Origin of the sequence: Corynebacterium sp. ACRPO (assembly GCF_022347205.1) — a bacterium.
GTDB lineage: Bacteria > Actinomycetota > Actinomycetes > Mycobacteriales > Mycobacteriaceae > Corynebacterium.
Window position 1 is genome coordinate 64,485 of the sequence record NZ_JAKRNE010000004.1, and the last position, 12,568, is coordinate 77,052.

The following is a 12,568-nucleotide window of genomic DNA, read 5'->3' on the forward strand; positions in this document are numbered from 1 at the left end:
GTTTTAGGCTAGAAGCCATGGCCAAGAAATCTCGCCCTATCCACACCTGTTCCGAATGCGGCTACGTCTCGCCGAAGTGGCTCGGGCGCTGCCCCGACTGCGGGTCCTGGGGCACATTGGAGGAACGGGCGCCGGTGGTGGCCGGGCCGGGGGCTGCGGGGGCGTCGGCAAGCAAGAGCGTAGCGCCGTCCAGCCCGGCGCAGCCGATTACCAAGATTGGGGCGCAGGCGACAAAGACGGTGCGCACCGGCATCGGCGAGCTCGACCGCGTGCTTGGAACCGGCATCGTGCCGGGTTCGGTGGTGCTTATGGCCGGCGAGCCCGGCGTGGGCAAATCTACGCTGCTGCTGGAAGTAGCCTCGCGGTGGGCCCAGCTCGGCCGCACCGTGCTCTACGCGACGGCCGAGGAATCCGCCGGCCAGGTCCGCTCCCGCGCCGAACGCACCGGGGCGCTGCAGGAATCGCTGTACTTGGCGGCCGAGTCCAACCTGGACGCGGTCTTTGGGCACGTGGATAAGCTCAAGCCGAGCCTTATCATCGTCGATTCGGTGCAGACAATGCACGCCGTGGGCGTGGAGGGCGTATCGGGCGGCGTGGCACAATCGCGCGCGGTGACGGCCGCGCTGACCTCACTGGCGAAGTCCACCGGCATTCCGGTGCTCCTGGTGGGCCACGTGACCAAAGACGGCAACGTGGCCGGCCCGCGCGTGTTGGAGCATCTTGTCGACGTCGTCTTAAACTTCGAGGGCGACCGCCAATCCAGCCTGCGTATGCTGCGCGGCATCAAGAATCGCTTTGGCGCCACCGATGAGGTGGGGTGTTTTGAGCAGACGGCCGGCGGCATTCGGGAAGTCGCAGACCCTTCCGGGCTGTTTCTCTCGCACCGCGGCACGACGCCGGATGGCTCGGCCGTGACGGTCGCGATGGACGGCGTGCGGCCGATCCTCGCGGAGGTGCAGGCGCTGACGGTGGACCCAGTAGCGAAGAACCCGCGGCGCGTAGTGACCGGGCTAGATTCCAACCGCGTGCCGATGGTGCTTGCGGTTCTACAGGCGCGCGCCGGCCAACGCACCAACGATAAGGATGCTTATGTCGCCACGGTGGGTGGCATGCGGATTACAGAAACCGCCACGGATTTAGCGGTGGCGCTGGCAACGTGGTCCTCGCTGCACGAGCAGCCGCTGCCGGCCAAGACGGTGGTCATCGGCGAGGTGGGCCTGGCCGGCGAGTTGCGGCCGGTGCCCAATGTGGAGCGGCGCTTGATGGAGGCCGCACGGCTGGGCTACAAGCACGCGATTGTCCCGCGCGGAGATATCGAGCCGGTAGAGGGCATGCGCGTGCACCAGGCCGGGACGCTGGGGCAGGCCATCGCCGCAGTGTCGGGATAGCGCCTAGCGCAGCGTGAAGTCCTGCGGCGGGGAGGAGTTATCGCCGATGACGGTGTGGGCGAAGTAGGCCCCAGGTTCGGCCGCGGGGCGGTCGGTGCACTCGCCCGGCTTGGAGGCCTGGCGGGACCATTCGGCCTCGAATTTCACGTCCTTGCCGGCCGGGAAGGTTTGCGAGCCGGTCTGCACGGAGGCGTAGCAATCCGTATCGGACCACACGCGCTGGTTATCGGCCATCTTGTAGACCTCGAAGCGCAGCAGGTTCTTGTCCAGGTCGATCTTGCAGTCCGCGGCCGTGGGATTGGTGACCGTCATGAAGAACTTCGGCAGCTCGCCTTCCGGAACGGAGTAGTTCAGCATGGAGGTGCGGACATCGAGGTCCGCGAGGTCGCAGGTCTTCTTTGCTGCTTCGGAGCTTGCAGGCGCCGCGCTCGACGGCTCGCTTTCGGCCGCCTTGCTTTCCGACGCCCCCTCGGCCGAAGCCTCCGCAGCCGTCTCCGAGGCAGCTTCAGAGGTCTCCGGGGCGGCAGAAGACGAGGTCTGCTCCGGCGTGGGCGCAGGGGCGGCAGTATCGGCCGGCTCATCGCTGCTACCCCCGAAGGCGGCCACGGCCGCCCAGATCAGCACCACGGCCAGCACGAGCACGATGATGAGCGCCGCCACGCGGCGGCGCTTGTAGATCTCTTCAGGTAGGGGCTTTTTCTGCGTCACGCTGTCAATTTTAAGCGGTGGGTGCGGGCCGGTGCGCTAAGCCCGCGCCGCGTGTCAGGTTGGGTTATTCCACCCCGAAGGTCTGCAGGGTTTCCACGCTGGAGTCCTCCAGCAGGTAGCGCGCGCCGATAACGCCCAAAACGCGCTCGTCTAATAGGCGACGCACGTTGGGCACGCTGGCCACCAGCTGGGCGACGGTCTGGCGGGTGTGTTCCCGCTCGACGTCGTCAGTCGTGGCATTCGGTCCCGCCACCAGCGCGGAGGCGGCGACCTTCTCGATAATGGGTCGCTGCAGGCCGGTGGGCAGTTCGCCGCCGGCCACGAAACCGGTAGCCGCGCCGACCGCGCCACAAGATTGATGGCCGAGGACCACCAGCAGGTTGGGCTTGAGGGCGGCGAGGGCGTAGTCGAGGGAGGCCAAGACGGCGTCGTCAAGAATGTGGCCCGCGGTGCGGATGACAAAGGCATCGCCGAAGCCGATGTTGAAAACGTGCTCGATAGGGGCGCGGGAATCGGAACAGGAAATGACCACCACGCGGGGATCCTGACCTTGGGTCAGGCCTTCGCGGTTATAAATCTCGCGCACGTCGACGGTCTCGCCGTCCAGCACGCGCTGATTTCCCGCCTTAAGGGCCTCCCAAACGGCCTGCGGTTCGTGGGCAACATTACGTAAAGGCATAGGCCACATTCTAATGCCCTAGACTATCTCCCACGATGGATTCGCAAGCTCTTCTTTCCTGGTTCGATGCCAATGAACGCGACCTGCCGTGGCGCCGGCCTGGCACGAGCGCGTGGGGCGTGCTGCTCAGCGAGGTCATGAGCCAGCAGACGCCGGTCGCGCGCGTGGCTCCGGTGTGGGAGGAATGGATGCGGCGCTGGCCCACCCCGGCGGACTTTGCCCAGGCCACCCGGGCGGAGGTGCTGCGCGCCTGGGGCAAGCTGGGCTATCCGCGGCGCGCGCTGCGCCTGTGGGAGTGCGCGGCGGCCATTGGCGAGGGCGAGGTACCGGCGGACGTCGATAAGCTGCTGCGCCTGCCGGGCATCGGTGACTACACCGCGCGCGCCGTGGCCTGCTTCCACTATGGGGTCAACGTGCCGGTGGTCGATACCAATGTGCGCCGGGTGTATGCGCGCGCGGAGGAGGGCAGGTTCTTGGCGCCGCAGCCGTCGAAGCGGGAGTTAGCGGCCGTGGCGGAGCTGTTGCCGGCCGAGAATGGGCCGCGTTTTTCGGCCGCGCTCATGGAATTGGGCGCGCTGGTGTGCACAGCGAAGAATCCTTCCTGCGAGCAGTGCCCGCTGCGCGCGAGCTGTGCGTGGCAGCTCGCTGGTCGGCCGCAGCCCAGTGCAGAGGAGCAGGCACGGGCAAAAAAGCGCGTGCAAAAATTCGTCGGCACGGACCGACAGGTGCGCGGCAAGATTTTGGACGTACTGCGTGCGGCGGAGCGGCCGGTGCCGCAGTCCGAGATTGACGTGGTCTGGCCCGATGCGGCGCAGCGCTCCCGGGCGTTGGCTTCGCTGCTTACCGACGGCCTCGCCGAGCAAAACGACGCCGGCCTGTTCCACCTCCCTATTTAGGAGGTTAATAATGGCCGGCTATAATCGCAGGTCGCGATCCAGGGTGTGTGATCTGGTTAACGCCAGCGGCCGCGGAAATTGAATCCACCCGGCAAGTTCACCCACATGCCGCCGCGGGAATTAAAGGTGACCGGCCCTACCTTGGTAGACATCGACGCACCGGATCCGGAGACGTTGATCCAGCTATTCTTGCCGGTCTTTTTTCTTGAACGATACTGAAGTCCCATAAGCATATATTTTAGCAATTCCACTTCCACCGTTCCTACTGCACAGTAGGTTTTGGGCATGGAAAAGATTTGACGGGAAACCGACATCTTCTAATTGTGCGGGCTAAATGGGGTCCGAGCCCGCGGAACGGCACACAAAAAGCCACCCAATCTCGCAGAAAGCGAAGTGTTGGGTGGCTTTAACCGTTGGACCGAATTACATCGGCTGGCCGGCGCCTGCTGGCGGCGGGTTGTGGCCGTCGTCATCGGAGTCGGAACCAGAGCCGGACTCTAGGTCGGTTCCGGCGGCGGTGGAGCCGCCATCGCCCGGAACGTCCGGAGTGATGGTGTCGGGCTCGCCGGCATCGGTGGAGTCGGCGTCATTCTCGCGCACCTCGGCGTCGTCAAGCTGCGGCTCCTCGGTATCCTCCGGCAGAGGCTTCGGGCGCGGGCTGAAGGTGAACTTCGCACCCGTGTTGTCCTTGGACTCGCCGTCCCAGCCCTCGACGTCGACGGTGATGATTTCGCCGGCGCCGATTTCGCCGAAGAGGATCTTCTCAGAGAGCTGATCCTCGATCTCGCGCTGGATAGTGCGGCGCAGCGGACGAGCACCCAATACTGGGTCGAAGCCGCGCTTAGCCAGCAGGTCCTTGGCCTTCTGCGTGAGCTCGATGCCCATATCGCGCTCATCCAGCTGCTTGGCCACGCGGCCGATGAGCAGCTCGACCATCTCCACAATCTGCTCCTGGGTGAGCTGGTGGAAGACGACGATGTCATCGATACGGTTCAAGAACTCTGGGCGGAAGTGCTTCTTCAGCTCGTCGTTGACCTTCTGCTTCATCCGGTCGTACTGAGCATCGGCATCGTTCTCGGAGGAACCGGTAAAGCCCAAGCCCACCGGCTTCGAGATGTCCTGGGTGCCCAGGTTCGAGGTGAAGATGAGAACGGTGTTCTTGAAGTCGACGACGCGACCCTGGCCGTCAGTAAGGCGGCCATCTTCCAGCACCTGCAGGAGGGTGTTGTAAATCTCCTTGTGGGCCTTCTCGATCTCATCGAAAAGCACGACGGAGAACGGCTTGCGGCGAACCTTCTCGGTCAGCTGGCCACCCTCTTCGTAGCCGACATATCCCGGAGGTGCACCGAAGAGACGGGAGGCGGTGAAGCGATCGTGGAACTCACCCATGTCGATCTGGATGAGGTCATCATCCGAACCGAAGAGGAAGTTAGCCAGGGACTTCGACAGCTCGGTCTTACCCACACCGGACGGGCCGGCGAAGATGAAGGAGCCGGACGGGCGGCGCGGATCCTTGAGACCTGCACGGGTGCGGCGGATGGCGCGGGAGACGGACTTGACCGCCTCGTCCTGGCCGATGATGCGCTTGTGCAGCTCCTCTTCCATGTTGAGCAGACGGTTGGATTCCTTCTCCGTCAGCTTCAGCACAGGGATGCCGGTCCAGTGCGCCAGAACCTCGGCGATCTGGTCCTCGCCCACCTCGGCGATTTCCTCCAGGTCACCGGAGCGCCACTGCTTTTCCTTCTCCGCGCGCTCCTCGCCCAGCTTGCGCTCCTTATCGCGCAGGCCGGCTGCCTTCTCAAAGTCCTGGGCATCAATGGCCGCTTCCTTTTCCTTGCGGACCTCAGCGATGCGGTCATCGACCTCGCGCAGGCCCTTCGGCGCGGTCATGCGCTTGATACGCATGCGGGCGCCAGCCTCATCGAGGAGGTCAACGGCCTTATCCGGCAAGAAACGGTCATTGATGTAGCGATCCGAGAGGGAAGCTGCAGCATGCAGCGCCTCATCGGTGTAGGACACGCGGTGGTGCGCCTCGTACTTATCGCGCAGGCCCTTCAGGATCAAGAAGGTGTCATCCAGGGAAGGCTCATCCACCTTGACCGGCTGGAAGCGGCGCTCCAGCGCGGCATCCTTTTCGATGTGCTTGCGGTATTCCTCAAGGGTCGTAGCACCAATGGTCTGCAGCTCGCCACGAGCCAGCTTCGGCTTGAGCAGCGAGGCAGCATCGATGGCGCCTTCAGCAGCACCAGCACCAACCAGGGTGTGGATCTCATCGATGAACAAGATGATGTCGCCGCGCTGGTTAATCTCCTTGAGCACCTTCTTCAGGCGTTCCTCAAAGTCACCGCGGTAACGGGAGCCAGCTACTAGGGAACCCAGGTCCAGCGAGTAGAGCTGCTTATCCTTGAGGGTCTCCGGAACCTTGCCGTTGACGATGTCGAGCGCCAAGCCCTCAACGACGGCGGTCTTACCAACGCCCGGCTCACCGATGAGGACCGGGTTATTCTTCGTACGGCGAGACAGCACCTGCATGATGCGCTCTACCTCGGACTCACGGCCAACGACCGGATCGAGCTTACCGTCCTTCGCGGCCTGGGTGAGGTTGCGGCCGAACTGGTCGAGCACCAGGGAATTGGAACGCTCGCCGGAACCGCCGGAGCCACCACGGCCGCCCGCGCCGGCACCTGCGCCTGCGCCGACCGGACCGGAGCCCTGGCCGTTGGAGGAACCGCCCTCCTGCTGGCCGCCCTCATAACCGGACAGCAGCTGGATAACCTGCTGGCGCACGCGCGGCAGGTCGGCGCCGAGCTTGGTCAGCACCTGGGCGGCAACGCCGTCGCCCTCGCGAATGAGACCCAATAGCAAGAACTCAGTACCGATGTACTTGTGTCCCATCTGCAGGCCTTCGCGCAGGGAAAGCTCCAAGACCTTCTTGGCGCGTGGGGTAAAGGGAATGTGGCCGGTGTGTGGCTGGCTACCCTGGCCAATGATTTCCTCGACCTCGCGGCGGACATCCTCCAGGGAGATACCCATGGATTCCAGCGCCTTGGCGGCCACGCCTTCGCCCTCATGGATAAGGCCGAGCAGGATGTGCTCGGTGCCGATGTAATTGTGGTTAAGCATGCGTGCTTCTTCCTGCGCCAAAACGATGACGCGGCGAGCACGATCGGTAAACCTCTCGAACATGATTCCCCTATACTTTCGCTTCTAATGTGATACCCACTCTAACGCGGCAATCCGCCGATAATTTCCGGTTTTGTTCCCAGATGCCCGCAATACCGCCAGAATCCATCATATTCGCAGCTCACACGGGTGTACGCCGGTAGCGAACAGGGGCATGGGCATGTAATCTAGAATCGTTTTATCGTTCCCTGCCCCTCCCCACTATTAAAGGACGTAGCGACCGTGCCCCAGCTTCCTGAGTTCTTTGCCACCCAGCACAACCTGCACGAATTGGCCGTGTTGGATGAGGCACCATCGTCTATCCTCTTTGCGGTCGAAGATGGAACCACGCACCAGCAGCTAAGCGTGGAAATCTTCGCGCCGGAAATTACCGGCGTAGTGGACAAGTCCACGGCACTGCATGGGTTGCGCCACCCAGCCATCGCGCCGCTGGTGGGCACGGGCACCACCGCGGATGGGCAGGAATTCATCGTGCGCGAAGGGACTTCCGGAACCCAGCTTTCTGAGCTGCCCAGTAATCTCAGCCGCGAAGAGGCCGCCGACGTCTTTGGTCCGCTGGCGGGTGCGGTGGACTTCTTAGTGTCGCGTAATCGGGCAGATTTTGCGGTGCATGGGCTAAGAGAGGCCCGGGTGGGCGTCGATAAGCAACGCCAGGTTTCGGTGCTGGCTGCGGCCGGTCCGTCCGGCGAAGAGCACGGCGATGCGGTAGCGGCGTTTGAAGAGCTCGTCGCCCACAAGTGCCCGGAGTACAAGCCCACTAACACGGCAGAGAGCGCCAAGGATGTGGTGGAGCACCTGCGCCCGGAGCGCGATTTCGATACCGCGCAGATTCCGCGCGTGCAGGAGCCAGAACCGCGCCCCCAGCAGCAGTTCGCTCCGCCGCAACAGCCGCAACCGATGGGCCAGCCCATGGCGCAGCCGCAGCAACCGATGGCACCCGCGCCGAAGAAGAAGGGCAAGGGCGGGCTCATTGCGCTCATCACGGTGCTGGCGGTGGCCGCGATTGCTGCTGCGGCCGCGCTGTGGTTCTTCCTGTCCTACCCCAGCTGGAATGATAAGGAGCAGAACCTCGCGGATGCGTATCCGGACTTGGTGGGCTCCCGCAGCGGCCAGGACGGCTTCGATGGGGCTAAGTGCTCCTCGCGCGACCCGGAGCCTGGCCAGGAGGCCAAGATTTCCTGCGTGGGCGATGGGTTCAACTACATCGTGACCTACTACCCCAGCGTGGAGGAGCGCGATGCCATGCTTCCCGACGCCGAACCGGTCGAGCTTTCCAATGACCAGTGCACCATCCAAAGCTTTGAGACCACCGCGGATGTTCCGACCTACGTAATGGCCGTGGAAGGCACCCAGTCCGCATTCCTGGTGTGGGGCGATAAGGCTGAAGAGGAGCGGCTGAACCTGCCGCTGTGCGCCTCTTAGCTCGCGCCCTAAAGTTTAAGGCCCGCTGGTGCAGGCCTTTATTTTGTCCTCGTGCCTATTCCCCGGAGGGTACGCGCTTGAGGAACGGGGCCAGCACAACGACCACCAGCGAAAGCACGCCGGCAAAAAGGAAGGCCCAGTGCGCGCCGTGAGCCGTCGCGGCTGCCTCGTTCATGCCTTGGGCCGCACCGGACTTGGTACCACGGGTCAGGAAGGTCATCAGGAAGGCAGTGCCGGCCGCGCCCGCCAGCTGCTGCAGGGTATTGAGGATGGCGGAGCCGTGCGAGTAGAGCTCGTCTGGCAGGGAGGCCAGGGACGTCGTCATCAGCGGCGTCATCATAAGCGCAATGCCCAGGGCAAAAAGGATATGCATGCCAATGACCATCCATACCGCACTGTCCTCGTTGAGCAGGGTCATCAGCCACGTGCCCGCGGCTAGGAGCAGGGCGCCGGGGATCATGAGTGGACGGGGCCCGTGGATGTCATAGAGGCGGCCGACCATCGGCGAGATGCCGCCTTGGAGCAAGCCGCCAGGCATGACGACGAGCCCGGTGACCAGCGAGCTTACCGCCAGAGAGGTCTGCAGATAGATGGGCAGGATATTGACCACGCCGAGCAATAGCCCAAACATGAGCAGCATGCCCAGTACCGCCACGGTGAAGTTGGGAACCGTAAACGGGCGCATGTCCAAAAGAGCCCGATTGTCCTTGGCCAGGCGCAGCTGGCGGCGGGTGAAAAGCGCCAGGGCCACGAGGCCGACGATGAGAACGACGATGTCTACCAGGCCATCGCCCTCCAGCATGTTTTCCAGGGACGATACGGCGTAGACCAATCCGCCAAAGGCGAAGACGGACAGGACGACAGACGGGAAGTCCAGCGGGGTATCGCGCTTATCTCCCACGTTGACCAGGCGGAAATAGCCGGCGGCGCAGATGAGGCCAAGCAGCGGCACCATGGTCCAGAAGATGACGTGCCAGCTAGACATGCTCAACACGAAGCCACCTACGGTGGGGCCGAGCGCTGGGGCCACGGAAATGACCACGGAGATAATGCCCATGACGCTGCCGCGGCGCTGCGGCGGGACGAGGGTCATCGCCACTGTCATCAGGGTGGGGATCATCAAGGCGGTGCCGGCCGCCTGGAATACGCGGCCCACCAGCAGCACGCCGAAGGCCGGGGCGAGCGCCGCCAACACCGTACCGGCAAGAAAAACGCCCGACGAGGCCAAGAAGATCTGCCGGGTGGTGAACTTATCCATAAGAAAGCCGGTGGTCGGGATAACCACGCCCATGGTGAGGAGGAAACCGGTAAGCAGCCACTGGGCGGAGGTCGCGGGGATACCAAAGTCCGCCATGATGGTGGGCAGCGCCACCGACAGGGCGGTCTCGTTCAGGATCATCACCATCGCGCCGAGGACGAGGATGGTGAGGTTGATTTTTACCTCTGCGGAAATGTGGGGATCTGGTTTCTGAGACACCCAGACAGGATACTGAGGCCGCGGGTGCGGGGAAAGTCGAGGAGTATAGTTTTAGTGTCTTCATCCGCGCGGTGAGACCGCGCCACCCGAGCCTAAAGCGAGGTACACCCCAGTGCGTTTTCTCAACGATTCCCATCCGCCGTACGAATTGACCTACTCCGACGTATTTATGGTCCCGAGCCACTCCGAGGTGGGCTCGCGCCAATCGGTAGACCTCACCACTGAGGACGGCACCGGAAATACCATCCCGCTCATCGTGGCCAATATGACTGCCGTGGCCGGGCGCCGCATGGCTGAGACCATCGCCCGGCGCGGCGGGCTGACCATCCTGCCACAGGATCTCTCCTTAGAAGCGGCCGCAGAAACCATCGCCTCTGTGAAGGCGGCGGACTTGGTCTATGACACCCCAATTACCGTCAAGCCGCACCACACCGTGGGCTATACCAGCAATCTTTTGCACAAGCGCGCCCATGGTGCCGCCATTGTGGTCGAGGGGGACATGCCCATCGGCATCATCACCCCAAAGGACCTGCGTGGACAGGATAACTTCACCGCCGTCGGCCAGCTGATGACCACCGACTTGGTCACGCTGCCAGTGGGCATTGACCCACAGGAGGCCTTTACCAAGCTGCGCAAAACCTCCCGCAAGCTAGCCCCAGTGGTCAACCCGGATGGCACCCTGGCCGGCATCCTCACGAGGAAGGGTGCGGTGAGGGCGAAGATGTATAGGCCGGGCGTCGACAAGCAAGGCCGCTTACACATCGGTGCTGCGGTGGGCATCAACGGTGACGTGGAAGGTCGCGCCCGTGCTCTAGCGGAGGCCGGTGCTGACGTCCTCGTCATCGATACCGCCCACGGCCACCAGGAAAGCATGCTTACCGCGCTGCGCAAGGTCAACGCGCTGGAACTGGGGCTTCCCATCGCTGCCGGCAATATCGTCACGGCCGAGGGCGTGCGCGAGCTGGCCGCGGCCGGCGCGGACATTATCAAGGTCGGTGTGGGCCCGGGCGCGATGTGCACCACCCGCATGCAGACAGGCGTGGGCCGCCCGCAGTTCTCGGCCGTCCTAGAGTGTGCTGCAGCCGCCCGCGAGGTAGGCGCCCACGTTTGGGCCGACGGCGGCGTGCGCGACCCGCGCGATGTCGCCCTCGCACTTGCCGCAGGTGCCTCCAATGTCATGATCGGCTCCTGGTTCGCCGGCACCTTTGAATCCCCAGGTGACCTGCACAAGGATGCCGACGGCGCCTTTTATAAAGAATCCTTCGGTATGGCGTCGCGCCGGGCGGTGCGCGGCCGCAATTCCGATACCGAGGCCTTTGAGCGCGCCCGCCGCGAGATGTTCGAAGAGGGCATTTCTACCTCTCGCATCTACCTCGACCCCGAGCACGGCGGCGTGGAGCACCTGGTGGACCGGATTGTCTCTGGCGTGCGTTCCTCGTGTACCTACGCCGGTGCCGATTCCCTAGCCGCCTTCCGCGAACGCGCCACCGTGGGCGTGCAGTCCGCCGCCGGCTTTGCCGAGGGGCAGCCACGGGCCACGAACCGCTAAAACAATAACCCCAGTGATGTGCAGATGGCCTGCAGGGATCGCTCTGGGGCTTTCAAATGCGACACTACCATGGGAGCCATGACGCCTCAATCAGCTACCCAACGCCAGCTAATTGAATGGTTTTCAGCTCCCAGAATGAAAAGGTTTCTCGATCATCCTGACCCGGCGGCTCTTTATCTATGGAATACCCGCGTCTCGAAGGCATTCCTAGAAGATATTCAGCACGCTGAGGTACTTCTGAGGAACCACATAGACACAACACTTCACAAAGTTTGTTCCTGGATCTCCCCGGAAGCGGCCTCCTGGATACTCGAACAGTCTAGAGTTCGAGTGCTAAGAAGCCAGCGCCCCTAGAGGCGCTCCGTACAGCACGTGCTACGTTGACAGATATGTTGACTCGCTATGACCAAGCGGCCTCCCGCGCGGCCGCGCAGGTTATGGGGCAGTACTCCACCAGTTTCTCCCTGGCCACGCGGCTTTTGCGCGGGCGGGTGCGCGCCGATATCCGCCACCTGTACGCGGTGGTGCGCATTGCAGACGAGCTTGTCGACGGCACCGCAACCCAAGCCCACACTGACCCCGCCGCCGCGCTGGATGCCTACGAGCAGACCATCTTGGCCGCACCGCGACAGCGACTGCACACGGACCCGATAGTGCACGCTTATGCCATCACGGCTCGCCGCTGCGGCTTCCACCGCGAGTACCTTGCTGCCTTCTTTAGCTCCATGCGTGCGGATCTCACCCAGCGCGAGTACTCCCCATCGGAACTGCAAGACTATATCTACGGCTCAGCGGAAGTCATTGGGTTATTGTGCCTGCAAATTTTCTTGGCCGAAGAGGACGTCTCCCCCGCCGACCGCGCCGCGATGGAGCGCGGTGCCCGCGCTCTAGGGTCAGCCTTTCAGAAGATTAATTTCCTTCGTGACCTAGGCGAAGACAGCTCAACTTTAGGTCGCACCTATTTTCAGCAGGCCCCATCGGGACGAATTGATGAGGCCACCAAGTCCGCGCTTATCGCAGAGATCCGCCGGGAGCTCGCCACCGCTGCGCTCACCATCAACTTGCTGCCGGCCTCTGCACGGGTGGGGGTGAGCGCGGCGGCGGATATCTTTACTGAGCTCACCAATCGCCTTGCCGCCACCCCGGCTACGGACCTTGCCATCTCGCGCGTATCCGTGCCGAACCACACCAAGGCTTGGCTAGCAGCCCGCGCAGTGCGACGCCGCGGCCACAGCAGCCATACCCCACACCCAGCCAGAGATTAAG

At 63.4% G+C, this 12,568-nt stretch carries 10 protein-coding genes; 5 read left to right on the forward strand and 5 right to left on the reverse strand.

Annotated features, from left to right (window positions below; translation table 11 throughout):
• Window positions 1-17 precede the first annotated feature (17 nt).
• Window positions 18-1,388 carry a DNA repair protein RadA gene (gene radA, locus MHY22_RS04480; protein WP_239278223.1) on the forward strand — a complete coding sequence of 457 codons (1,371 nt, stop codon included), beginning with the start codon at window positions 18-20 and terminating at the stop codon, window positions 1,386-1,388.
• A 3-nt stretch (window positions 1,389-1,391) separates the two neighbouring features.
• Here radA and MHY22_RS04485 read toward each other — a convergent pair whose 3' ends face one another.
• Window positions 1,392-2,096: a hypothetical protein gene (locus MHY22_RS04485; RefSeq protein WP_239278224.1), complete on the reverse strand. Its 705-nt coding sequence runs from the start codon at window positions 2,094-2,096 to the stop codon at window positions 1,392-1,394.
• 64 nt (window positions 2,097-2,160) lie between these two features.
• Complete coding sequence (locus tag MHY22_RS04490) at window positions 2,161-2,775, reverse strand: carbonic anhydrase (RefSeq protein ID WP_239278226.1); 615 nt, start codon at window positions 2,773-2,775, stop codon at window positions 2,161-2,163.
• 35 nt (window positions 2,776-2,810) lie between these two features.
• On the opposite strand from MHY22_RS04490, the gene MHY22_RS04495 reads away from it, so the two are divergent.
• Window positions 2,811-3,671: an A/G-specific adenine glycosylase gene (locus MHY22_RS04495; protein ID WP_239278228.1), complete on the forward strand. Its 861-nt coding sequence runs from the start codon at window positions 2,811-2,813 to the stop codon at window positions 3,669-3,671.
• Window positions 3,672-3,727: 56 nt separating this feature from the next.
• On the opposite strand, the gene MHY22_RS04500 is transcribed toward MHY22_RS04495, so the two are convergent.
• Both MHY22_RS04500 and MHY22_RS04505 read right to left on the reverse strand, forming a co-directional pair.
• Complete coding sequence (locus tag MHY22_RS04500; protein ID WP_080970400.1) at window positions 3,728-3,898, reverse strand: DUF4236 domain-containing protein; 171 nt, start codon at window positions 3,896-3,898, stop codon at window positions 3,728-3,730.
• Between the two features lie 196 nt (window positions 3,899-4,094).
• Window positions 4,095-6,857 (reverse strand): ATP-dependent Clp protease ATP-binding subunit, encoded by a 2,763-nt coding sequence (locus MHY22_RS04505; protein ID WP_239278229.1) that lies wholly within the window; start codon window positions 6,855-6,857, stop codon window positions 4,095-4,097.
• Window positions 6,858-7,076: 219 nt separating this feature from the next.
• Here MHY22_RS04505 and MHY22_RS04510 point away from each other — a divergent pair, with 219 nt between their 5' ends.
• Window positions 7,077-8,276, forward strand: a complete 1,200-nt coding sequence (locus MHY22_RS04510; protein ID WP_239278230.1) for a serine/threonine protein kinase — start codon at window positions 7,077-7,079, stop codon at window positions 8,274-8,276.
• Between the two features lie 55 nt (window positions 8,277-8,331).
• On the opposite strand, the gene MHY22_RS04515 is transcribed toward MHY22_RS04510, so the two are convergent.
• A complete protein-coding gene (locus MHY22_RS04515) occupies window positions 8,332-9,753 on the reverse strand; it encodes an MDR family MFS transporter (RefSeq protein WP_239278231.1) in 1,422 nt (473 codons plus the stop codon).
• Between the two features lie 112 nt (window positions 9,754-9,865).
• Between MHY22_RS04515 and MHY22_RS04520 the strand changes: the two genes are divergently transcribed.
• Both MHY22_RS04520 and MHY22_RS04525 read left to right on the forward strand, forming a co-directional pair.
• Entirely contained in the window at window positions 9,866-11,302 is a 1,437-nt protein-coding gene (locus tag MHY22_RS04520) for a GuaB1 family IMP dehydrogenase-related protein (protein WP_239273338.1), read from the forward strand.
• Between the two features lie 389 nt (window positions 11,303-11,691).
• Entirely contained in the window at window positions 11,692-12,567 is an 876-nt protein-coding gene (locus tag MHY22_RS04525; RefSeq protein ID WP_239278232.1) for a squalene/phytoene synthase family protein, read from the forward strand.
• Window position 12,568: the final 1 nt, after the last annotated feature.